Annotated in this window: 20 protein-coding genes; 8 read left to right on the top strand and 12 right to left on the bottom strand. The window is 65.9% G+C overall.

All coding sequences use genetic code 11. The annotated features are described in order from the left end of the window. Nucleotides 1–5 precede the first annotated feature (5 nt). Nucleotides 6–1,121: a 5-methyltetrahydropteroyltriglutamate--homocysteine S-methyltransferase gene (locus RZN05_RS08835; protein WP_317226248.1), complete on the bottom strand. Its 1,116-nt coding sequence runs from the start codon at nucleotides 1,119–1,121 to the stop codon at nucleotides 6–8. A 110-nt stretch (nucleotides 1,122–1,231) separates the two neighbouring features. Between RZN05_RS08835 and RZN05_RS08830 the strand changes: the two genes are divergently transcribed. From RZN05_RS08830 to RZN05_RS08810, 5 genes are all read left to right on the top strand, one after another. Next, nucleotides 1,232–1,711: a MarR family winged helix-turn-helix transcriptional regulator gene (locus RZN05_RS08830; protein ID WP_317226247.1), complete on the top strand. Its 480-nt coding sequence runs from the start codon at nucleotides 1,232–1,234 to the stop codon at nucleotides 1,709–1,711. 58 nt (nucleotides 1,712–1,769) lie between these two features. After that, entirely contained in the window at nucleotides 1,770–3,089 is a 1,320-nt protein-coding gene (locus tag RZN05_RS08825) for an MFS transporter (protein WP_317226246.1), read from the top strand. A 57-nt stretch (nucleotides 3,090–3,146) separates the two neighbouring features. Next, nucleotides 3,147–4,577: an aldehyde dehydrogenase gene (locus tag RZN05_RS08820; RefSeq protein ID WP_317226245.1), complete on the top strand. Its 1,431-nt coding sequence runs from the start codon at nucleotides 3,147–3,149 to the stop codon at nucleotides 4,575–4,577. Nucleotides 4,578–4,755: 178 nt separating this feature from the next. Further along, complete coding sequence (locus RZN05_RS08815) at nucleotides 4,756–5,601, top strand: p-hydroxycinnamoyl CoA hydratase/lyase (protein ID WP_317226244.1); 846 nt, start codon at nucleotides 4,756–4,758, stop codon at nucleotides 5,599–5,601. Nucleotides 5,602–5,629: 28 nt separating this feature from the next. Continuing rightward, nucleotides 5,630–7,717 (top strand): acetate--CoA ligase family protein, encoded by a 2,088-nt coding sequence (locus tag RZN05_RS08810; RefSeq protein WP_317226243.1) that lies wholly within the window; start codon nucleotides 5,630–5,632, stop codon nucleotides 7,715–7,717. A gap of 7 nt (nucleotides 7,718–7,724) precedes the next feature. On the opposite strand, the gene RZN05_RS08805 is transcribed toward RZN05_RS08810, so the two are convergent. The 10 genes from RZN05_RS08805 to RZN05_RS08760 form a co-directional block, all read right to left on the bottom strand. After that, nucleotides 7,725–8,186 carry a MarR family winged helix-turn-helix transcriptional regulator gene (locus tag RZN05_RS08805; protein ID WP_317226242.1) on the bottom strand — a complete coding sequence of 154 codons (462 nt, stop codon included), beginning with the start codon at nucleotides 8,184–8,186 and terminating at the stop codon, nucleotides 7,725–7,727. Between the two features lie 210 nt (nucleotides 8,187–8,396). After that, nucleotides 8,397–10,709 carry a glycoside hydrolase family 95 protein gene (locus tag RZN05_RS08800; RefSeq protein WP_317226241.1) on the bottom strand — a complete coding sequence of 771 codons (2,313 nt, stop codon included), beginning with the start codon at nucleotides 10,707–10,709 and terminating at the stop codon, nucleotides 8,397–8,399. A gap of 142 nt (nucleotides 10,710–10,851) precedes the next feature. Beyond that, complete coding sequence (locus tag RZN05_RS08795) at nucleotides 10,852–11,859, bottom strand: aldo/keto reductase (RefSeq protein ID WP_317226240.1); 1,008 nt, start codon at nucleotides 11,857–11,859, stop codon at nucleotides 10,852–10,854. Next, on the bottom strand, nucleotides 11,856–13,025 hold the full coding sequence (gene pobA, locus RZN05_RS08790) for a 4-hydroxybenzoate 3-monooxygenase (protein ID WP_317226239.1): 1,170 nt from the start codon (nucleotides 13,023–13,025) through the stop codon (nucleotides 11,856–11,858). The genes RZN05_RS08795 and pobA overlap by 4 nt, the downstream gene beginning before the upstream one ends. Next, the gene (locus RZN05_RS08785) at nucleotides 13,022–13,960 is read right to left on the bottom strand and encodes a Gfo/Idh/MocA family oxidoreductase (RefSeq protein ID WP_317226238.1); all 939 of its coding nucleotides are present in this window, start codon (nucleotides 13,958–13,960) and stop codon (nucleotides 13,022–13,024) included. Before RZN05_RS08785 ends, pobA begins: the two co-directional genes overlap by 4 nt. Continuing rightward, on the bottom strand, nucleotides 13,957–14,817 hold the full coding sequence (locus RZN05_RS08780) for a class III extradiol dioxygenase subunit beta (RefSeq protein ID WP_317226237.1): 861 nt from the start codon (nucleotides 14,815–14,817) through the stop codon (nucleotides 13,957–13,959). The genes RZN05_RS08785 and RZN05_RS08780 overlap by 4 nt, the downstream gene beginning before the upstream one ends. Further along, nucleotides 14,817–15,227, bottom strand: coding sequence for a protocatechuate 4,5-dioxygenase subunit alpha (gene ligA, locus RZN05_RS08775; protein WP_317226236.1), 411 nt, complete (start codon nucleotides 15,225–15,227; stop codon nucleotides 14,817–14,819). Before ligA ends, RZN05_RS08780 begins: the two co-directional genes overlap by 1 nt. An 11-nt stretch (nucleotides 15,228–15,238) precedes the next feature. Continuing rightward, the gene (locus RZN05_RS08770) at nucleotides 15,239–16,264 is read right to left on the bottom strand and encodes an amidohydrolase family protein (protein ID WP_317226235.1); all 1,026 of its coding nucleotides are present in this window, start codon (nucleotides 16,262–16,264) and stop codon (nucleotides 15,239–15,241) included. Further along, nucleotides 16,261–17,121, bottom strand: coding sequence for an NAD(P)-dependent oxidoreductase (locus tag RZN05_RS08765; RefSeq protein WP_317226234.1), 861 nt, complete (start codon nucleotides 17,119–17,121; stop codon nucleotides 16,261–16,263). The genes RZN05_RS08770 and RZN05_RS08765 overlap by 4 nt, the downstream gene beginning before the upstream one ends. A gap of 53 nt (nucleotides 17,122–17,174) precedes the next feature. Next, on the bottom strand, nucleotides 17,175–18,371 hold the full coding sequence (locus RZN05_RS08760; protein ID WP_317226233.1) for a LysR family transcriptional regulator: 1,197 nt from the start codon (nucleotides 18,369–18,371) through the stop codon (nucleotides 17,175–17,177). Between the two features lie 97 nt (nucleotides 18,372–18,468). Between RZN05_RS08760 and RZN05_RS08755 the strand changes: the two genes are divergently transcribed. The 3 genes from RZN05_RS08755 to RZN05_RS08745 are packed head-to-tail and all read left to right on the top strand — an operon-like array spanning nucleotide 18,469 to nucleotide 21,075. Next, a complete protein-coding gene (locus RZN05_RS08755; protein ID WP_317226232.1) occupies nucleotides 18,469–19,140 on the top strand; it encodes a 4-carboxy-4-hydroxy-2-oxoadipate aldolase/oxaloacetate decarboxylase in 672 nt (223 codons plus the stop codon). A 13-nt stretch (nucleotides 19,141–19,153) separates the two neighbouring features. Continuing rightward, on the top strand, nucleotides 19,154–20,188 hold the full coding sequence (locus RZN05_RS08750; protein WP_394804797.1) for a 4-oxalomesaconate tautomerase: 1,035 nt from the start codon (nucleotides 19,154–19,156) through the stop codon (nucleotides 20,186–20,188). Continuing rightward, a complete protein-coding gene (locus tag RZN05_RS08745) occupies nucleotides 20,185–21,075 on the top strand; it encodes an amidohydrolase family protein (protein WP_317226230.1) in 891 nt (296 codons plus the stop codon). Before RZN05_RS08750 ends, RZN05_RS08745 begins: the two co-directional genes overlap by 4 nt. An 8-nt stretch (nucleotides 21,076–21,083) precedes the next feature. Here the strand turns inward: RZN05_RS08745 and RZN05_RS08740 are convergent, their stop codons facing one another. After that, on the bottom strand, nucleotides 21,084–21,578 hold the full coding sequence (locus RZN05_RS08740; RefSeq protein ID WP_317226229.1) for a hypothetical protein: 495 nt from the start codon (nucleotides 21,576–21,578) through the stop codon (nucleotides 21,084–21,086). Between the last annotated feature and the right edge of the window lie 35 nt (nucleotides 21,579–21,613).

The raw sequence follows: 21,613 nt of genomic DNA, 5'->3' as shown, positions 1-21,613 counted from the left end.
CCTGGTCAGGCCTGGTCGCCCCAGACCGATCGTGCGACGTCGATCACCAACTGCATCTTCGCGGCCTGCTGCCCGACTTCGATGTCGTTGCCGTGCACGGTCGAGGAGAAGCCGCATTGCGGCGACAGCGCGATCTGGTCGAGCGGCATGAACTGCGCCGCCTCGTCGATCCGGCGGCGGACATCGTCGGCGGATTCGAGCTCGGCGAGCTTGGTGGTGACCAGCCCGAGCACGACGGTCTTGCTCTTCGGCACATGGCGCAGCGGGGCGAAGTCGCCCGAGCGCGGATCGTCATATTCCAGGAAATAGCCGTCGACATCCAGTGCGTTGAACAGCACTTCGGCGACCGGCTCGTAGCCGCCTTCCGCCGCCCAGGAGGAGCGGAAGTTGCCGCGGCACAGATGGACGCAGACCGTCATGTCGTCGGGGCGGTCGCGGATCGACTGGTTGATGATGTCGGCATAGAGGCGGGGCAGGGCGTCGGGGTCCATGTCGCGTGCGCGGGCGTTGGCGCGCTGGGTATCGTCGCACAGATAGGCCAGGTTGGTGTCGTCGAGCTGGAGGTAGCGGCAGCCGGCATCGGCCAGGCTGGCGATCTCGGCGCGATAGGCGGCCGCCAGGTCGGTGTAGAAATCCTCCAGGTCGGGATAGGCCGTGGCGTCGATCGCCTCGCGGCCGCCGCGGAAATGGAGCATCGTCGGCGACGGGATCGTCACCTTGGGCGTGCGCGTGGTGCAGCTCGCCAGGAATTCATAGTCGCGGCGCTGGATGTCGCGGGCATGCGCAATCTTCCCGGCGATCTTCATCACCGGCGGCGCATATTCCAGCTCCTTGCCGCCATGCTGGTGGAACTTGACCTGGCTGCCGCCGGCTTCTTCGACGCCGTCTAGCTGGAGCAGGAAATCGGTGTGGAAATACGTGCGGCGGAACTCGCCGTCGGTGATGCCCTGGAGCCCCAGATCCTCCTGGAACTTGACCACGTCGCGGATCGCCGCGTCCTCCGCCAGGCGCAGCGCGTCGGCGTCGATCTGTCCCGCGCGATGCGCCTCGCGCGCATCGATCAGCGCCTTCGGGCGCAGGAAACTGCCGACATGATCGGCACGGAACGGCGGCTTCGACATGCATTCTCTCCCAGGATTTTGTAGGAACTGCTTACAAAACTGCTATGGCGCATGACAAGTGCTATGCGGCGGGTTGGCCGATGGCGGGCAGGCGGCCTATAGCGAATCCGATGGGGAACAATCGCGTATCGAAGACCAAGAATATTGGTGTCGAGCCACCATCGTCGACAGCCGAGATCGGCGAGCTGGACACGATCCTGGGCCTGCATATCCGCCGCGTGCACGGCGCGGTGCAGCGGCACTTCGGCGAGCATTTCGGCGAACTGGGGCTGACCCAGAAGCAGATTTCGGTGCTATGGCTGGTCGGCAATCATCCGGGGATCGCGCAGACCGACATCGCGCAGAAGCTCGACATGGATCGTGCCACGGCGATGACCCTGGTCCACGCCCTGGAGAAGCGCGGGCTGATGTGCCGCACGCCGTCCGAGAGCGATCGGCGTCGGATCGCATTCGAATTGACCCTGCAAGGCGAAGCTCTGCTGGCACAAGCCAAGGCCGCGATCACAGAGCATGAGGCGTGGCTGACGGGCCGCTTCACCGCCCACGAACTCAAGCAATTAAGAACCCTGCTCGCGCGCATCTACCGCTAGGATATTGTTGCCTTCCATAACAAATCGCCGCACAATCGCGGCAACGATGGAGGGGTAGATGGCAAGCGATCCGCGGACAGTGATCCAGCGCGAGCCGATGTCACGGTTCCAATGGGGAATCGTCGCGACGATGGTCGGGCTCAACGCGCTCGACGGGTTCGACGTGCTGTCGATCAGCTTTGCTTCGCCTGGCATCGCCGCCGAATGGCGGATCGATCGCGCGGCGCTTGGCGTGGTGCTGTCGATGGAATTGATCGGGATGGCCGCGGGGTCGCTGCTGCTCGGCGGCATCGCCGATCGCGTCGGCCGGCGCGCCACGATCCTGTCCTGCCTGGTGATGATGACGATCGGGATGCTCGGCGCTGCCAGCGCCGACTCGATTGCGGTGCTCTCGACATGGCGCGTGCTGACGGGGCTAGGCATCGGCGGCATGCTCGCCGCCACCAATGCGGCGGTCGCCGAAGCGGCGAACGACAGGCGCCGCGCGCTGGCCGTGGTGTTGATGGCAGCGGGCTATCCGCTCGGCACGATCATCGGTGGACTGATTTCCGCCGTGCTGCTGGCGCATTTCGATTGGCGCGCGGTGTTCCTGTTCGGCGCATTCGCCAGCACCTTGTTCATTCCGATCGTCCTGTGGTGCGCGCCGGAGTCGATTGCCTTCCTGGTGCATCGCCGCCCATCGGGTGCGCTTGCGCGGACCAATCGCATCCTCGGGCGGATGGGGCATGCGCCCGTGGATGCACTCCCGGTGGAGGACGCGGCACCTGCCAAGGTGCCCTTGGTCGCGCTGTTCTCGCCTGCGCTGCGGCGGCCTACGATCCTGCTGACGCTCGCGTATCTCGCGCACATCATGACCTTCTATTTCATCCTGAAGTGGATCCCGAAGATCGTGACCGACATGGGCTTTGCGCCATCGGCGGCCGCGGGTGTGCTCGTCTGGGCCAGCATCGGCGGCGCCAGCGGATCGCTGTTGCTCGGCCTCCTTACCGCGCGTCTGCCGCTGCTGCGCCTCACCATCATCGCGATGCTCGCCTCGACGGCGCTCGTCGCTATCTTCGGGGCCGGGCAAAGCAGCCTCGCCGGCTTGTCGGCCGTCGCCGCGCTGGCCGGCTTCGCGACCAATGCCGGGGTGGTCGGCCTCTATGCATTGATCGCCCAGAGCTTCCCGACCGCGGTCCGGGCGACCGCCACGGGCGTCGTGATCGGCGTGGGGCGCGGCGGATCGGCGCTCGCGCCGGCGCTGGCAGGCCTTTTGTTCGCGCAGGGCTACCCATTGCAGACCGTCGCATTGCTGATGGGCCTGGGATCCGTCGTCGGTGCCCTAGCGCTGTTCGGCCTAAGCAAGGTGCGCCGAGCCCCGCTTGCGTCGGCAGGATGACAGCGCTTGCATTCGTCAAAATAAGCTATAGTATATAACAAATAGGAGAGGTGCTCAATGGCAACGATCGCACCGCCGCAGGCCGGCGCTAGGACTTTTACGCGACTCAACCCGGTCACCGGCGAAGCCGCGACCACGTCGAAGGCGTTCAGCACTGCCGACGCCGATGCTGCGGTTGAGTCCGCCGCGGCGGCATTCGCCGTCTGGTCCGCCCTCGGCCCGAACGCGCGCCGCGCCGGGCTGACCAAGGCTGCCACTGCGCTCGAAGCGCGTGCCGATCAGTTCGTCGAAGCGATGATGCACGAAATCGGCGCGACCGAAGGCTGGGCGCGCTTCAACCTGATGCTCGCGGCGGGCATGGTCCGCGAGGCAGCGGCGCTCACTACCCAGATCGGCGGCGAAGTGATTCCGTCGGACAAGCCCGGCTGCATCGCGATGGCGCTGCGCGAGCCGGTGGGCGTGATGCTCGGCATCGCGCCGTGGAATGCGCCGATCATCCTCGGCGTGCGCGCGGTCGCCGTGCCGCTTGCCTGCGGCAATACGGTGGTGCTCAAGGCAAGCGAGCAATGCCCGCGCACGCACAGCCTGATTGCCGAGGCGTTCGCCGAAGCGGGCCTGCCCGAAGGCGCGGTCAGCATCGTCACCAACGCACCCGAAGACGCCGGCGAGATCGTCGGCGCGCTGATCGACAATCCCCATATCCGCCGGATCAATTTCACCGGTTCGACCGCGGTGGGCCGGATCATTGCCAAGCGTGCGGCGGAGCATCTCAAGCCGGTGCTGCTCGAGCTGGGCGGAAAGGCGCCGCTGATCGTGCTCGACGATGCCGATCTGGACGAGGCAGTGAAGGCCGCGGCGTTCGGCGCGTTCATGAACCAGGGCCAGATCTGCATGTCGACCGAGCGGATCATCGTGGTGGACAGCGTCGCCGATGCCTTTGCCGAGAAGTTCACGGCGAAGGTGAGCGCGATGCCGGTCGGCGATCCGCGCGAGGGTAAGACGCCGCTCGGCGCGGTGGTCGATCAGAAGACGGTCGATCACGTCCAGTCGCTGATCGACGACGCAGTGGCGAACGGCGCCGACAAGCTCGTCGGCGGTGCGTCGAACGGCGTGCTGATGCCTGCGCACATCGTCGATAAGGTCACGCCCGAGATGAAGCTGTTCCGCGACGAGAGCTTCGGCCCCGTGGTCGGCATCATCCGCGCGCGCGACGAAGCCCATGCCATCGCGCTTGCCAACGACACCGAATACGGCCTGTCCGCGGCCGTCTTCACCCGCGACACGGCGCGCGGCCTCAGAGTGGCGCGCCAGATCAAGTCGGGCATCTGCCACGTCAACGGACCCACCGTGCACGATGAAGCGCAGATGCCGTTCGGCGGCACCAAATCCTCCGGCTACGGACGGTTCGGCGGCAAGGCGGGGATCGACGCGTTCACCGAACTGCGCTGGATCACGATCGAGACCCAGCCCGGCCATTATCCGATCTGATCGCGACGATGCCGGACCTTCCTTCCGCAGCTCGCCGGTGTTCGACCCCCCACCGGGCAAGCATGGCCGGCTGCGCGAAAGGACCTTTGTCGGGCGGGGCATCCGCATGCCCGATCATGTGCTGATCGAATTCTACAGTGTCGAGTGAGCCGAGCGCTCACCGGAAAAGGACGAGCAAATGACCGAACTGAGCAGCAACGGCGTCGTAGCGTATGATGTCGAGGGGGGCATCGCCTGGGTGCGCTTCAACCGTCCCGACAAGCGCAACGCGATGAGCCCGACGCTCAACCGCGACATGATGGAAGTGCTAGACCTGCTCGAGTTCCGCGACGACGTCGGCGTGCTGGTGCTGAGCGGCGAAGGCGCGGCGTTCACGGCGGGCATGGATTTGAAGGAATATTTTCGCGAGACCGAAGCGGATGGCCTCAAGGGAACGCGCAAGGCCCAGCGCGAGAGTTATGGCTGGTGGCGGCGCCTGCGCTGGTATCAGAAGCCGACCATCGCGATGGTCAATGGCTGGTGCTTCGGTGGCGGCTACGGTCCGTTGTTCGCCTGCGACCTTGCCTTTGCGGCGGAGGAAGCGAAGTTCGGCCTTTCCGAGATCAATTGGGGCATCCTGCCCGGCGGCGGCGCCACCAAGGTCGCGACCGAGCTGCTGCCGTTCCGCAAGGCGATGTACCACGCGATGATGGGCGAGAATATCGACGGCAAGACTGCCGCCGAGTGGGGCCTGGTCAACGAAGCGCTGCCGTTGGCGACGCTGAAGGACCGCGTCACCGAGGTGGCGAAGGTACTGCTCGCCAAGAACCCGGTGGCGCTCAAGGCGACCAAGGATGCGGTCCGCCGCGTCGGCGTGCTGAGCTATGACGATGCCGAAGACTATCTGATCCGCGCGCAGGAAGCGGCGAATTCGTACGATAACGAGGGCCGCAAGGAAGGCATCCGCCAGTTCATCGACGAGAAGAGCTACAAGCCCGGGCTCGGCGCCTACGACAAGGATCGCGCGGGGAAGGTGGGCGGCTGACGGCCGCGATCGTTCGGAAAGTCTTACAATGGCTGATCTCACTCGCCTGCTCGCGCCCCGGTCGGTGGCGATCGTCGGCGCTTCCCCGACGCCCGGCGCACTCGGCAACAGCGTGATGCGCAATCTCGAACGGCACGGCTATGCCGGCGCTGTCCACCTGATCAACCCCAAGCGGGACGCGATCGACGGACGTCCGTGCCTGAAGTCGATCGCCGACCTGCCCGAAGGCGTCGATGCCGCAGTGCTCGCCATTCCTGGGCCAGCGGTGCTCGATGCGGTGCGCGCTCTAGCGCAACGCAAAGTCGGCGCAGCGATCATCTTCTCCGCGGGTTTTGCCGAAGGGGGAGAGGAGGGGCTTGCCGCGCAGGCGGAAGTCGCGCGCATCGCCGCCGAGAGCGGAATGGTGATCGAAGGACCAAACTGCCTCGGCATGGTCAATTATGCAACGGGCGTGCCGCTGACCTTCGTCGAGGCGCCGGTGCTCGATCTTGCCGGTCGGCCGGCAGTGGGCATCGTCAGCCAGTCCGGGGCGATGGCGGTGGTACTGGGCGCGACGCTGATGGCTAAGGATCTTGGCATCACGCTGTCGGTTTCGACGGGCAACGAGGCTGCTAGCGGCGTCGAAGACTATGTCGCGCATCTGATCGCCGATCCGGCCACCCCGGTGATCGGCATGATCGTCGAGCAGTTTCGCGATCCCGCGCGGTTCCTGACCCTGGCCGGGCAGGCGCAGGCGGCGGGCAAGACGATCGTCCTGTTGCATCCGGGCACGTCGAGCGCCGCGCGTGAATCCGCCGCGACGCATACCGGCGCGATGGCGGGCGACTGGGAGTTGATGCGCGCCAAGGTCGAGCGCGCCGGCGTCGTGCTGGTCGACGGCCTCGAAGCGCTAGGCGACGTGCTTGAGGTCGTCACGCGCGCCGGCAGCCTGGCCAAAGGCGGTGCGGCGGTGCTGACCGAGTCCGGAGCGTTCAAGGCGCTCACTCTCGATCTGGCGGAGCGGATCGGGCTGGCCCTGCCGCCGGTCGAAGGCGCCACGGCGGAGGCGATGCGCGCGGCCGTGCCGGCATTCATCCCGGTATCCAATCCGATGGACCTGACCGCGCAGGCGCTGGTCGATCCCGATCTCTATCGCCGCTCGCTCGAACCGTTGCTTGCCGACGATGCCTATGCCGCGGTGGTGCTGGCGATCATCCAGACCGACGAGGCGACCAGCGCGCGCAAGTTCCCGCCGATCACCGATGCCGTGCGCGCGCTGAAGCCTGGCAAGCCGGTGATCTTTGCCGGGCTGGACGATGGGGCCGCGGTTCCGGCAGACTATATCGCAGCGCTGCGCGCGCTGGGGGTGCCCTATTTCCCGTCGGCGGACCGCGCTTTTCGCGCATTGCGTCACCTCATGCGGCACGCCGAACGCGATACCGCGCAGGCAGCGGATGCGCCGTTCCCGCTCGATCTTCCGCGCGGCGTCATCCCGGAATATCGGGCGAAGCAGCTGCTCGCGCCTGCCGGCATTCCTTTCCCGCGCGGTGCATTCGCCGCGACGCTGGACGCGGCGATGGCCGCCGCCGCCAGCATCGGATATCCGGTCGTACTCAAGGCCCAGGCAGCCGCGCTGAGCCACAAGAGCGACGCGGGGGGCGTGATCCTGGGCATCGCCGACGCCGCGGCGCTGGAAGCGGCCTGGCATCGCCTGCACGAGAACGTCAGGGCCTATGATTCCGCGATCGTTCTCGACGGTGCGCTGATCGAGGCGATGGGCGCACGGGGGACCGAACTGATCGTCGGCGCGCGCAACGATCCGGCCTGGGGGCCGATCCTGCTCGTCGGCTTTGGCGGCGTGACGGCCGAGTTGCTCCACGACGTCCGCTTGCTGCCCCATGACCTGTCACCTGCGGCGATCGCAGCGGCCCTGCGCGGGCTGAAACAGGGACAGTTGCTTGATGGGTATCGGGGATCGCCGCCCCTCGATGTGGAAGCGGCGGCAGAGGTGATTGCAGCCTTGGGGCGTGTCCTCGCCGGGACGCCTTCGATCCGCGAGGTCGATCTCAATCCGCTCGTCGTGTATCCGCAAGGGGCGGGGGTCGTGGCGCTCGATGCGCTGATCTTGAGCGACTAATCCGGCCTTAGGCCGCCTCCTCGATCTCCGGCGCCCGACGCTCGATACGTCCGAGCAGGTCGAGAAGCGTCGCTTGCTCCTGCGGACTCAGGTCTGCGAGCATGCGTTGCTCGTGCGCCGCGATCCGCGCCACGGCGTCCTCCAGTGTCGCCGTGCCGCCATCGGTTGGCTTGAGCGAGAAGGCGCGGCGATCGTTGGGATCGACTGCGCGATCGACCAGCCCCTTGTCGACCAGCTCGTTGATCAGCGAGACCATGTTGGCGCGCTTGATCCCGAGCACCCGGCCTACCGCGCCCTGGTTGATCCCCGGATTTGCCGCGACGACCGACAGGACGGCGAACGGTACCTGGCGGAGGCCAGTGCCTTCCATCGCGGCGGAGAAATCGCTCGAGAACGCACTCCACGCGCGGCGCAAATGGTAGCCCGCCAACGGCGCCAGCGCGCCCACGCTTTCTTGCTCTCTTGCCATGGAGCTGGAGCAAGCAAGATTTATCGACCGCGTCAATGCGTTAGCGGCCGCTATGGTCTCGGATCATGAAGCTCGTGTTCTGCATACCGTCGCCGCTACTGCCGATACCAGGCAGATCGCCGGTAGACATCGTACAGCGAAGATGCTCCGGGGTCTTGAGTATCCGCGATCGCCTCGTTTCCGGCCCCCGCCAAGGTAGCGACCCGTAGCTCAGCCGGATCTCCGCACGCGCAGCGCAACGCCAATGAGACGCACTGGCCGTCCTGGCTGGAGCGTGACCGTGACGCTGCGCTCGCCCAGGTGGACACGATAGACGCCGCCGATGGCGCTAACCAGATCGGCATGACGCAGCAGGCCCGCGCGCCAGTGCAGATCGACGGTGCAAGCTCCCTTGGCGCGCAGTCCGCGAACCGACCCCGTTGGCCAAGCTTTTGGAAGTGCGGGGAGCAGCAGCAGTTCGTCGCCGCGGCTTTGCAGCAGCATCTCGGCGATTGCTGCCGCGCCGCCGAAATTGCCGTCGATCTGGAACGGCGGATGCGCATCGAACATGTTGGGGTAGGTGCGTCCCGGCCCCAGCAGGAACTTGAGAATGCGATGCGCATGGTCGCCATCGCCGAGTCGCGCCCAAAGGTTGATGCGCCACGCGGTCGCCCACCCGGTGGACTGGTCTCCGCGCAATTCCAGCGAGCGCCGCGCGGCGGCCGCGAGGGCTGGCGTGTCCCGAAGGTTGATCTGATGCGAAGGATATAACCCGTAGAGATGCGAGACGTGTCTGTGGTCGCGTTCGGGGGCGGCGGCGTCCCAATCCTCCTGCCATTCCTGCAATTGGCCGAGCGCGCCGACCTTGTCGGGCGCAAGTTGCTCCCGCAGTGTCCGGATCTGCGCGGCGAAAGGCGCGTCGATAGCGAGGATATCGGCAGCCGCAGCGGTCTGCTCGAACAGGTCGCGCAGAATCTGCATGTCCATCGCCGGTCCGGCGCACACCGACGCACCCTGAGGGTGCCGGTTCTCGGGCGATATCGATGGATTGGTGACGAGGAAGCCCGTCGACGGATCGCGCTGGAGCACGTCGACGAAGAACTCGGCCGCGCCGCGCATCAACGGATAGACCGTCGCTAGCCATTTTACGTCGCGCCCATATTCGTAGCGGGTCCACAAATGCGTGCACAGCCAAGCGCCGCCGGTAGGCCAAAGGCCCCATTGCGCGCCGTCGATCGGCGCCGTCGCGCGCCACAGATCGGTATTGTGATGCGCCACCCAGCCGCGCGCGCCGTACATTTCGCGTGCCGTCCGCGCGCCGCTCTCGGCGAGCTCGCGGATCATCTCGATCAGCGGTGCCGTGCATTCGGCAAGGCCGGTCACTTCGGCAGGCCAATAGTTCATCTCGGTGTTGATGTTGATCGTGTATTTGGAGCCCCAGGGTGGATCGAGGCTGTCGTTCCAGATCCCCTGCAGATTGGCGGGCTGGCTCTTCGGCCGGGAAGCACAGATCAGCAGATAACGGGCATAATTGAAGTAGAGCGTGGCGAGGGCCGGATCGTTCGCCTGTTCGCTCGCTTGGATGCGAAGATCGGTCGGCTGATTGGCTGCGTCCGTCCGTCCCAGGTCGAGCTGGACGCCACGGTAGAGCCGACGGTGCTCGGCGGCGGCCTGGGCGGCTATCGTCATAAAGTCGTGCGCCCGCGCCGCGTCGAGCCGCGTGCGCGTGATCGCGGCAGGATCGCCACTCACATCATCGAAGCGCCGGAAGCTCGTCGCCATTGCAATCAGCAGCGTCACCTCGTCGGCACCTTGGACACCAATCTTTCCATCTCGCGCGGTCGAGGCGCCACCGCGCGCGATGACACGAGCGCGCACCTCGAAACGAAGCGCGCTGGCAACGCCTTCCTTGTCGCCGTTTCGGCCCGACAGCACGATCGTATCGCCATCGACGGTGAGCGCGCGTTGCAATGGCGAGGTCAGGCTCACCTCGCAGCTGATCGCGCCAGACCGATCCGCCGAGAGCCTGACCGCAATGACCTGGCGGATGGCGCAGGCGACGACGTCGCGCCGGAAGTGCGTGCCGTTCGCCACGAAGCGCGTGCTGGCGCATGCCGCATCTAGATCGAGTTCGCGCTCATAGTCGCGGATATCGGTCTCGACGAACTGCGGCATATCGATAAACAGATCGCCAGCGGTCTGATATGCCATCTGCTTGAGCGGCTTGGCCATAAGGGTCGCGTCGGCCAGCGCTTGCGCTTCGGCATACCGCCCAGCGAAGATCAGGCGGCGCACCTCGGGCAGCGCGGCGCGCGCCGCGGGATTGACGGGATGATAGCGCCCCCCGGACCATAAAGTGTCCTCGTTCAACTGAAGCCGCTCGCGCGCGACACCTCCGAACACCATGGCGCCCGCACGGCCATTTCCGACCGGTAGCGCCTCCGTCCATTTCACGGCCGGCTGGCGGTACCAAAGGCGATGCGTATCGGCGTCGTGCGCCTCGCCCGGTGCCGAGGACGCCGGCATGGAAAGGCCGGCTGCCATCGCCGCAGATCCCCCGAGCAGAAATCGACGCGTCACGCCTTCTCGACGCTCGGCTTCTTCCCGAGATTCCATCGACGCTTCCTCTCCGTTTTTCGCAGCCTATCGCACGATTGATAGCGCTACCAGAGCTGGATGCGTCAGGTCAGGCGAGTTCCTCGTCCGGGAAGGTTTCGGTGCTTACCTGCACCTGCATCGGCCGGGGATAGCGCGCGCCACGGATCGCGCCGGAGGCGAAGATCGCCTCGGCCCGCGCCAGCGCCTCGGCGGGCACTACGATCGTTGCGGCGGCGATGTCCTCTTCAAGATGCTCGATACGCGTCGTGCCGGGGATGGGGACAACATGCGGCGCGCGGGCCAGCAGCCAGGCGAGCGCGAGCTGCGCCGGGGTGATGCCAATGTCGCCGGCCAGGGCCTCGAACGATCGCACTGCAATTAGATTGTGCGCAAGCGTGTCGCCGGTGAAGCGCGGCATCGCGGCGCGGATGTCGCCTTGCGCATACGCGTCGTCGCGTACGCTGGCGGCGAGCAATCCTCGCGCGACTGGCGAGAATGCAACGAAGCCGATGCCGAGTTCGGCGCAGGTGTCGAGCACGGCGATCTCGGGATTGCGCACGGTCAGCGAATATTCGGTCTGCACCGCTGCGATCGGATGCACGGCATGCGCACGGCGGATCGTCTCTGCCGACATCTCCGACACGCCGATTGCGCCGATCTTGCCGGCCTCCTTCGCGCGGACGAGCGCGCCGATCGACTCCTCGATCGGCACGGCGGGATCGGGGCGATGGAGATACATCAGGTCGATATGGTCGGTCCCCAGCCGTTCGAGCGACCCTTCGATCGAGGCCGTGATGGCCTCGGGCGATCCATCGAGCACGCGCTTGCCGTCGCGCAGGCCGAGCACGCACTTGCTCGCGAGCGTGAATGCGCCGCGGCGATGCCCGACCGCCGCGCCGATCAGTCGCTCGTTGTTCCCGCCGCCATACAGCGCAGCGGTGTCGAGCATCGTCACGCCAAGGTCCAGAGCGCGGTTGAGCAGGCGCTCGCTATAGTCGGGCGGAGGCGGCGCGGAATACGCATGGCTCAGGTTCATGCACCCGAGCGAGACGGCAGAGACAGTGAACGGACCGAGCGCGCGTTCGGGTAGGCTCAAAGCGGCAATCCCACATAATTCTCGGCGATTACGCGCTGCATCGCCTCGGAAGAGGCGACATAGTCGAGTTCGGCCTGTTGCATGCGATGCTCGAAACGTCCGTCCTCGGGGAATCGATGCATCAGCTTGGTGAGATACCAACTGAAGCGCTCGGCCTTCCAGATCCGCGCAAGCGCCTTCGCCTCGTATCCCGCGAGCGCCGCATCGTCTCCGTGCCGGTAATGCGCGATCAGTGCATCGGAGAGATAGGCGACGTCGGAGGCGGCGAGATTGAGACCCTTGGCCCCGGTCGGCGGCACGATATGGGCGGCGTCGCCGGCAAGGAACAGGCGGCCGTGGCGCATCGTCTCGAATACGTAGGAGCGCAGCGGCGCGATCGACACTTCCAGCGCTGGGCCGCCCGTCACGCCGTGCTCCGAGATCGGGTCGAAACGCTCTGCGAGCTCGTCCCACAGCCGCGCCGCCGGCCATTGGTCGAGCGTGTCGGTCAGCGGCACCTGGATATAATAACGGCTGCGCGTCGTCGATCGCATCGAGGCGAGCGCGAAGCCGCGCGCGCCGTTGGCGTAGATCAGCTCGGGGTGGCAGGGGGGCACGTCGGCGAGGATGCCGAGCCAGCCGAACGGATATTCGCGTTCGAATTCGCGTGCCTGTGCACCCGGTATCGCCTTGCGCGAGGGGCCGTGAAAGCCATCGCAGCCGGCGATGAAGTCGGCCTCGATCCGATGCTCGACGCCGTCCTTCAGATACGTGACCGAGGGTCGATCGCTTTCCAGATCGTGGAGCGCAACCTCCTTGGCCTCATAGACGATCTGCAGCCCGCGCTCGGGCGCCGCGTCCATCAAGTCGCGCGTGACTTCGGTCTGGCCATAGACGACGACATGCTTGCCGGTGAGCCGCGTGATCTCGATGCGGATCAGCCGCTCGCCGTCGGCCAGGTTGAAGCCTTCTTCGAGCAGACCCTTTGCCTTGAGCCCGGCATCGATGCCGAGCTGCTCCATCAGGCCGGTCGTCACCGTCTCGAGCACGCCGGCGCGGATACGGCCGAGCACATAGTCGGGCGATTGCCGTTCGACGATCACGCAGTCGATCCCGGCGGCGCGCAGCAAATGGCCGAGCAGCAGGCCGGAAGGGCCGCTGCCGATGATCGCGACCCGGGTCTTCACGGGGCGAGCTGCTTCTCGAGCGCGTCGAGAACGCGGTAGCAGGGCAGCACCTGCTCGACCGAGCTGTTGGGCTCGCGGCCTTCGCGGATCGCCGCAATGAACTCGCGGTCCTGCAGCTCGATGCCGTTGCTTGATACGGCGACGCCGGAGAGGTCTACCGGTTCTTCCTTGCCGGTCACCAGATCGTCGTACCGCGCGATCCAGGTGCCGTTGTCGCAGATATAGCGGAAGAAGGTGCCGAGCGGCCCGTCATTGTTGAAGCTGAGCGACAGCGTGCAGATCGCGCCGCTCTCGGCCTTGAGCTGGATCGACATGTCCATCGCGATACCTAGCTCTGGGTGGATCGGCCCCTGCAGCGCATTGGCCTGCACGATCGGTCCGGCCTGATAGGCGAACAGGTCGACGGTGTGCGCGGCGTGGTGCCAGAGCAGGTGATCGGTCCACGACCGCGCCTCGCCCTTTGCGTTCATGTTCTTGCGGCGGAAGAAATAGGTCTGGACATCCATCTGCTGGATGGCTGCCTCGCCGTAAGCGAACTTGCGGTGCAGATACTGGTGGCTCGGGTTGAAGCGGCGGGTGTGGCCGCCCATCGCGACGAGGCCGGTTTCTTGCTGCTTGGCGAGCACCGCCTCCGCATCCGCCAGGCTGTCGGCGAGCGGGATCTCGACCTGGACGTGCTTGCCCGCCTCCAGGCACTGGATCGCCTGTTGCGCATGCATCTGCGTGGGCGTGCACAGGATGACAGCGTCTATGTCCAGCGCGAGACTTTCGGAAAGCTGGGTCGTGACATGGTTGATCCCGTATTTGTCGGCGACCGCCTGGGTCGCGTCTAGCCGGCGGCCGACCAAGCTTACCACCTCGACACTGTCGATATTCTTCAGCCCGTCGAGATGCTTTTCGCCAAAGGCGCCCGCGCCCGCGATAGCAATTTTCATTCTGTATCTCCGAGTTCGGTAATGGGTTCGAGCACGATGTGCCCGACCGCGGTATTGCTGGCGGGAACGTGATAGTGGCGATGCAGCGCCCGGGTGGTGCGGCCCAGTGCGCCGCGCATCACCAGCCACATCACCATCTCGATGCCCTCGGAGCCGGTTTCGCGCAGATATTCGATATGCGGGATGTGGCGGAGCGCATCGGTGTTGCCTTCCAGCCGGTCGAGGAAGCGATTGTCCCATTCGGTGTTGATCAACCCGGCGCGCGGCCCCTGCAGCTGGTGGCTCATCCCGCCGGTGCCCCAGACCTGGACGTTGAGGTCCTCCGGGAAGCTTGCGACGGCACGGGCGATCGCCTCGCCGAGCGCCCAGCAGCGGTTGCCCGAGGGCGGCGGATAGGTGACGACATTCACCGCGATCGGGATCACCTTCGCCGGCCATTGATCGGGCTGGCCGAACATCATGCTGAGCGGCACGGTGAGGCCGTGATCGACGTCCATCTCGTTGATGATCGTCATGTCGAATTCGTCGAGGATAAGGCTTTGCGCAATGTGCCAGGCCAAGTCCGGATGGCCATGCACGACCGGGACCTTGCGCGGGCCCCAGCCTTCGTCGGCGGGCTGGAACTCTTCAGCACAACCGATCGCGAAGGTCGGGATGACCCGCATGTCGAATGCCGAGGCATGGTCGTTATAGACCAGGATGACGACGTCAGGCTTCTGCTCGGCCTCCCACGCCTTGGTCCATTCATAGCCGGCAAAGGCGGGCTTCCAATATGCCTCCTCGGTCTTGCCCAGGTCGGTCGCGACACCGAGCGCGGGGATGTGGCTCGTCGCCACGCCTGCGGTGATCCGGGCCATCAATATTTGTCCTTGAGCGAGCGAAGGCCCGTCGGCGAACGGCCGCCGGCGAGCATCATCGCCTGATAGTCTTCGAGGCTCATCCCGCTCATCGTGGAGACCGCCTGGAGGAAACTCTGGCCGTCGGTCGAGAACACCTTGGCCATGAAGTAGATATTGCCGCCCAGATCGAGCAGCCGGTTATAGTCGCGGTCGAGCACCGCCTGCTTCTGCTCCTCGGTGAGCTTCCAGCCGTCGAGATAGGCGCGCTCGTTTGCCTTCCAGCGCTCGCGGTTCTCGGCCTTCATCAGGCTCATCGCGAACTGGTTGAGGTGATAGCCCTGCCGGGCCCGGGCCGCGGTGAACACGCGGGTGCCGGGAATGTCGTCGAACTCGGCGAGATATTGGTGGATGTCGCGGGGCGGTGTCACTGGTTCCTCCGTCACAGGCCGCGGGCCCGAAGCTTGGCGTCGAGGCGCGGGAAGACGCGGCGGGCATTGCCCTCGAAGATCGCATGCCGCTGTTCCTGATCGATCTGCAGCGCATCGACATAGCGTTTGGTGTCGTCGAAATACTGGCCGGTCTGGGGATCGATGCCGCGTACTGCGCCGACCATCTCGCTGCCGAACAGGATGTTCTTGGTGTCGATCACCTCTGCGAGCAGATTCACGCCGGGCTGGTGGTAGACGCAGGTATCGAAGAACACGTTGTTCATTACATGCCCGTCGAGGTTCGGCTGCTTGAGCATGTCGGCCAGCCCGCGATAGCGGCCCCAATGATAGGGCACCGCACCGCCGCCATGCGGGATGATGAAGCGTAGCGCAGGGAAGTCGGCAAACAGATTGCCCTCGATCAACTGCATGAAGGCGATCGTATCGGCGGCAATGTAATAGGCGCCGGTGGCGTGCAAGCCGGGGTTGCAGCTGCCCGAGACGTGGATCATCGCCGGCACGTCGAGCTCGACCATCTTCTCGTAGAACGGATACCAGAAGCGGTCGGTGAGCGGCGGCGCGGTAAAGTGCCCGCCGCCGGGATCGGGATTGAGATTGCAGCCGATAAACCCGAGTTCGTTGACGCAGCGATCGAGCTCCTCGATCGAGCCGGTCATGTCCGCCTTGGGGTTCTGCGGCAGCATGCACACCCCGGCGAAGGTCTCCGGATAGAGATCCACGCAGCGGGCGATGAGATCGTTATTGGCGCGCGCCCAGGCCTTGGCGACACTTTCGTCGCCGACATGCGGCGCCATCGCGGAAGCGCGGGGCGAGAAGATCGTCATGTCCGCGCCACGTTCGCGGATAAGGCGGATTTGGTTCGCCTCCAGCGTCTCGCGGATCTCGTCGTCGGAGATAGCGGGGTAGGGCGGGGGGGCCTCGCCCGCCTTGAACGCAGCCTTCTGCGCCTCGCGCCAATCGTTATGCGCGGCCGGCGCGGTCGTATAATGGCCGTGGCAGTCGATGATCAGGGTCACGCGGCCTTCGCCTTCCTGTCGAGGATGAGGGTGAGTTTGGCGTCGAGGCCGGCGGGGGCGGCATTGGCGATGGCGCCGATTTCCCGCTGGTACGCGATCGTGCCGCGAGTCATTGCAGCGTCGATCCCTAGCGCCTCCAGCGTTCGGGCGGCTTCTTCCATCTCGGCTGCCCGGCGGGCGCCGTGGATCAGCATGCGATTGAGCGCATAGTCGACGCGCTCGGCCCAGCTGCGCCCTGTCTCGCTCGCGTCGAGCGAGGCAAGCACTTGGTCGCGCACGCCCGCGACTTCGGCGGCGAGCATGGACTCGGCGGTGAGCGCCTCGATCCCCTTGACGATCACCGAGCGGATCATCTTGACCGCCGACGCGGCGCCGATCGCGCCTTCGATCGCGCGGACGCTGGTAAAGCCCAGGGTTTCCAGCAGCGCGGTCGCGGCCTCGGCATGCGAGCCGCTCACCAATAGCGGCACGGCACGGCGCGCCGGGTGCACCGGTGCCATCACCGCGACATCGGCATACCGCCCTCCGGCGCCTTCGATCGCGACGGCGGCCGCGCGCTTGGTTTCGGGCGCGACGCTGTTCATGTCGAGCCAGAGCGTGCCAGGCGCCAGATATCGAGCATAATCCCGCGCGGCTGCGAGCGCCTGGTCCGCCGTGACCAGCGACAGTACTGCCTCTGCACCGGCAAGCGCGTCTTCGGGTCGTCCGGCGCCAAGAACAGTTGCCTTAGAGAAGGCAGCGCGCATTGCAGCGTCGGTCTTCAAGTCATAAGCGGAGAAAGCGAAGTCGCAGGGGCGATCAGCCGCGAAGGCCCGCGCGGCCTCGCCAAAACCGATCAGCGCGATTTTTCTCTCCATTGCGCAAGACTGGATCGGTCCGGCGCGCGCATCCAATCGGTTTTGCGGGATAACTATTGATTTTCCGGAATTCCCGACACGCTGCGCAGGAGTTCGAGGAACCGTGCCTGCGCGCTGGTCGGTCGCCAATTCTCCCGCGACGTGACGCCGATCGTGCGGCTGCTCTGTAACAATGGCGTGCCGATCGTGGCTAGCACGCCTGTCGTGACCTCGAGTGCGACCTGATCGGGCGAGAGCAAGGTGAGGAAGTCGCTCTCGCGCAGCACCTCGCGAATTACCATCACCGATCCGCATTCGATCGGCGCGGGCGGTAGCGCATTGTCGGCGAACAGCGCTTCCCAATGGCTTCGCAACGGCGTCCCCGACTGACCCACGATCCAAGGATATGCGGCGAGCTGCACAAGCGTCGGTGCGGGCTCGCGGACGAGCGGATGCCCGGCGCGGCCGATCACCACCAATCGGTCGACGAGCAGCGGCACTTGGCAGGCGCCGCGCGGCGGGTGTTCGCGCAGCGCGCCGACCGTCAGATCGAGCACGCCGTCGAGCAGCGGCTCGATCAGTTCGCGCCAGGAGCCTTCGACCACGTCGATCCGCACCCGCGGATACTCGCGCGTGAAGCGTGCGATGGCGCGCGGCAGGATGAGCGCGCGCGAAAGCGGCATCGCTCCGATCGTGAGGTTACCCTCCTGCGCCCCGGCATTGCTTTCGATCTCGGCAATCGCGGCGGCCAGTTCGCTGCGTGCGAGCCTGATGCCGCGGGCGAGCATGCTTCCAGCGGCGGTCAGCGCGACACCGCGCCCGCGCCGTTCCACCAGCGGATACCCGCAGATCTGCTCGATCTCGCGTGCGGCACGGTGCAGTGCCGGCTGCGATAGCCCCGTCGCTTCGGCCGCGCGTGCGAACCCGCCGGCATCGGCGAGCGCGAGAAAGGCGCGTAATTGCGTGCCGGTCATCAGCAGTTCGGGTCGCGCAAAGCGGCGCCCGCCGCTGCGGACTGCCTGGGAGAGATGCGCGATTGCGGCTTCACTGCGTTCGGCCAGCAGGCGTCCCTCCGGCGTCGGCGACATGCCGTCTGGGTGGCGCTCGAATAGTGTTGCGCCCAGGCGGCGCTCGATCTTGGCGATGCCTTGGGTCAATGCCGGCTGCGAAAGCCCCACCGCTTCCGCCGCGGCGCTCATGCTGCCCCGGCCTATGATCGCCGACAAGGCACGGAGATGGCGCGGATTGAGGTCGAAGGGCCCGGGCTTCATGCCGATCCAATAGCAAAAACTTATCGCTACCCCGCAATCCGAATTGTTGCCGCCGATAGGCTTCCCCTAGCGATGGCCGATCAATGGAGAGAGCGGCATGGCGAGAGTAGTCCAGAACATCGAGCGCGTTGACCCCGCGACGCTCGCCGGGCTCGCGCATGCGGGCGTAGCAACCGTACACGAGGCGCAGGGACGCATCGGCCTGCTTGGCCATTATATGCGCCCGATCTATCCCGGGGCGCGGATCGCGGGCTCGGCGGTTACGATCTCCTCCCCGCCGGGCGACAATTGGATGCTCCATGTCGCCATCGAACAATTGCGCGAGGGGGATATACTCGTTCTGGCGCCCACCTCGCCCTGTTTCGACGGCTATTTCGGGGATTTGCTGGCAACGTCGGCGATGGCGCGGGGCTGTCGCGGCTTGGTGATCGACGCCGGTGTGCGCGACGTGCGCGACCTTACCGAGATGGGCTTTCCGGTGTGGTCGAAAGCGATTTCGGCACAGGGCACGATCAAGGCGACGCTCGGCTCGGTCAATGTGCCGATCGTCTGTGCGGGAGCGGCGATCGAGGCAGGTGACGTGATCGTCGCTGACGACGATGGCGTCTGCGTGGTCAGGCGCGCAGATGCAGCGTCTGTTCTCGAGAGGGCGCAGGCACGCGAGGCGGCCGAGGAAGGCAAGCGCAAGCGGCTGGCGGCGGGCGAACTGGGACTCGACATCTACGACATGCGACCCAAGCTCGAGGCGATGGGCCTGCGCTATGAATGAAGGCGTGCGTTGCATGTGGATGCGCGGCGGCACGTCGAAGGGCGCCTTCTTCCTGGCCGACGACCTGCCGCAGGATACCGCCATGCGCGATGCCTTCCTGCTCCGCGTGATGGGCTCACCCGACCCCCGCCAGATCGACGGCATGGGCGGGGCCGATCCGCTTACTTCCAAGGTGGCGGTGGTGTCGAAATCCGGGCGGGAGGGCGTCGATATCGACTATCTGTTCCTGCAGGTTTTCGTCGACCAGCCGATCGTGACCGATGGCCAGAATTGCGGCAACATGCTCGCCGGGGTCGGGCCCTTTGCGATCGAGCGCGGACTGGTGGCGCCGACCGGCGACGAGACCCGCGTCGCGATCTTCATGGAGAATACCGGCCAGGTTGCGGTCGCCACCGTGCAAACCCTTGGGGGCCAGGTGACCTATACCGGCGACGCAGCGATCAGCGGAGTGCCCGGCACCGCCGCGCCGATCCCGCTGGCCTTTCGCGATACTGCAGGGTCGTCCTGCGGCGCGCTACTCCCCACGGGCAACGGCGTCGATAGTATCGACGGCGTGGCCTGCACATTGATCGACAACGGGATGCCTTGCGTGGTCATTGCCGCGGCCGACGTCGAGATCACCGGCTATGAGGACCGCGACACGCTCGATGCGAACGAGACGATGAAAGCACGGGTCGAGGCGATCCGCCTACGGGCCGGGCCGATGATGAACCTCGGGGACGTATCTGCAAAATCGGTGCCCAAAATGATGCTTGTGGCACCGCCGCGGGAGGGCGGGGCGATCACGGTGCGTTCGCTGATCCCGCATCGGGTCCACGCATCGATCGGCGTGCTCGGCGCCGTCAGCGTCGCCACTGCTTGTCTGATCCAGAATTCGCCTGCTGCGGCGCTCGCGCGCGTGCCGGAAGGCGTGACCAAGACGCTGGGCGTCGAGCACCCGACGGGAGTCACCGAATGCGTGGTGACCGTGGACGGGGAGGGCGGACCGGTGGAGGCCGGAATGCTGCGCACCGCGCGCAAATTGTTCGATGGAGAGGTCTTCGCATGAGCGCTGATGCAGAGGGGCGGATCCGCAGCTGGACGCTGACGCCGTCCACCCCCCGTTTCGTGCCGCCCCCCGGCGCGGTCGACGCCCATTGCCACGTGTTCGGCCCGGCTGATCGCTTCCCATTCAGCCCCAAAGCCAAGTACATGCCTCAGGACGCCGGCCCCGAGATGCTGTTCGCGCTCCGCGAAAGGCTCGGCTTTTCCCGAAATGTCATCGTCCAGGCGAGCTGCCATGGCACCGACAATCGCGCGACGCTCGATGCCATCGCCAAATCGAATGGCACGGCACGGGGCGTAGCGGTGGTCGATCCCGAAATTCCCGACGAGGACCTCGACGCGCTCGACGAAGGCGGCATTCGTGGGGTGCGCTTCAACTTCCTCAAGCGCCTCGTCGAAGATGCGCCGAAGGACAGGTTCCTGGAGCTGTCGCGCCGCATCGCCCGACTGGGATGGCATGTCGTCGTCTATTTCGAAGCGGATATTCTCGCCGAGCTGCGGCCGTTTCTGGATGCGATCCCGGTGCCCGTGGTGGTCGACCACATGGGTCGACCCGACGTCGCCCAAGGCCCGGACGGTGCCGACATGACGGCCTTGCGCAGCTATCTCGACACGCGACCGGACATCTGGATCAAGACCACCTGCCCGGATCGCCTCGATCCCGCCGGCGCGCCCTATGATGGGTTCGTCCACGCAGTGCGGCCGCTCGTCGAAGCCTATTCCGATCGCGTGCTGTGGGGCACCGATTGGCCGCACCCCAATATGGAGAGACTTCTTCCCGACGATGGGGTGATCGTCGACGTCATTCCTCGGATTGCAGTCACGCCTGAGTTGCAGCAGGCGCTTCTGGTCGACAATCCGACACGGCTTTACTGGCACGAAGCGAGGTAAGCGTCCGCCTAGAGCTGCTCGCTGACGCCAGTTACCACCACGCCCTGGGGCGGGGGCAGCTCTGCGGTGTGCGCGGGATTGGGCGCGGTTGCTGGCGGCGTCGCGGGGGAGGCGGCGGCCACCGCTGCGGCGGCGGGGAACGCACGGTCCAGCGCCTGCGCCACCACGTTCTTAAGCGCCGCCTCGTTCTTCACATCGACTCCGGCCTGCTTGAGTGTCGCGGTGAAGCGCTCGGTCATATAGGGGAGCGCCGAGGCGAGCGCCTGGTTCTTGACCTCGATATGGTCCCAGCCCTTCTGTCGGATCGTATCCTGCGCCTGCTGGAGACCATAGGTGACCGACTTCTGCAGCGCGGCTTCCATCGCGCTATTGATCTGGGCGTTGTTCTGCAGGCCCAGCCATTTGGTGAAGCGAGCAATCCCCCAAGAACCTGCGGCGAGCAACACTGCGGCGGCGAGCTGGAGTAGAATTGTTGCGATCGAATCGACTTGGACCGTTTCCATTGTTCGACTCCCCCTGAATGCAATTTACGAAAATT

It is taken from the genome of Sphingomonas sp. HF-S4, from assembly GCF_032911445.1.
In the GTDB taxonomy this organism is placed as follows: Bacteria; Pseudomonadota; Alphaproteobacteria; order Sphingomonadales; family Sphingomonadaceae; genus Sphingomonas; species Sphingomonas agrestis.
Note: the sequence above shows the minus strand (reverse complement) of the source record. Positions and strands in the feature narration are given on the sequence as shown.

Coding starts and splice junctions, on each gene's coding strand:
- RZN05_RS08835 (WP_317226248.1), bottom strand. CDS start 1,121: ATGTCGAAGCCGCCGTTCCGTGCCGATCATGTCGGCAGTTTCCTGCGC.
- RZN05_RS08830 (WP_317226247.1), top strand. CDS start 1,232: ATGGGGAACAATCGCGTATCGAAGACCAAGAATATTGGTGTCGAGCCA.
- RZN05_RS08825 (WP_317226246.1), top strand. CDS start 1,770: ATGGCAAGCGATCCGCGGACAGTGATCCAGCGCGAGCCGATGTCACGG.
- RZN05_RS08820 (WP_317226245.1), top strand. CDS start 3,147: ATGGCAACGATCGCACCGCCGCAGGCCGGCGCTAGGACTTTTACGCGA.
- RZN05_RS08815 (WP_317226244.1), top strand. CDS start 4,756: ATGACCGAACTGAGCAGCAACGGCGTCGTAGCGTATGATGTCGAGGGG.
- RZN05_RS08810 (WP_317226243.1), top strand. CDS start 5,630: ATGGCTGATCTCACTCGCCTGCTCGCGCCCCGGTCGGTGGCGATCGTC.
- RZN05_RS08805 (WP_317226242.1), bottom strand. CDS start 8,186: ATGGCAAGAGAGCAAGAAAGCGTGGGCGCGCTGGCGCCGTTGGCGGGC.
- RZN05_RS08800 (WP_317226241.1), bottom strand. CDS start 10,709: ATGGCAGCCGGCCTTTCCATGCCGGCGTCCTCGGCACCGGGCGAGGCG.
- RZN05_RS08785 (WP_317226238.1), bottom strand. CDS start 13,960: ATGAAAATTGCTATCGCGGGCGCGGGCGCCTTTGGCGAAAAGCATCTC.
- RZN05_RS08780 (WP_317226237.1), bottom strand. CDS start 14,817: ATGGCCCGGATCACCGCAGGCGTGGCGACGAGCCACATCCCCGCGCTC.
- RZN05_RS08765 (WP_317226234.1), bottom strand. CDS start 17,121: ATGGAGAGAAAAATCGCGCTGATCGGTTTTGGCGAGGCCGCGCGGGCC.
- RZN05_RS08760 (WP_317226233.1), bottom strand. CDS start 18,371: ATGAAGCCCGGGCCCTTCGACCTCAATCCGCGCCATCTCCGTGCCTTG.
- RZN05_RS08755 (WP_317226232.1), top strand. CDS start 18,469: ATGGCGAGAGTAGTCCAGAACATCGAGCGCGTTGACCCCGCGACGCTC.
- RZN05_RS08750 (WP_394804797.1), top strand. CDS start 19,154: ATGTGGATGCGCGGCGGCACGTCGAAGGGCGCCTTCTTCCTGGCCGAC.
- RZN05_RS08745 (WP_317226230.1), top strand. CDS start 20,185: ATGAGCGCTGATGCAGAGGGGCGGATCCGCAGCTGGACGCTGACGCCG.
- RZN05_RS08740 (WP_317226229.1), bottom strand. CDS start 21,578: ATGGAAACGGTCCAAGTCGATTCGATCGCAACAATTCTACTCCAGCTC.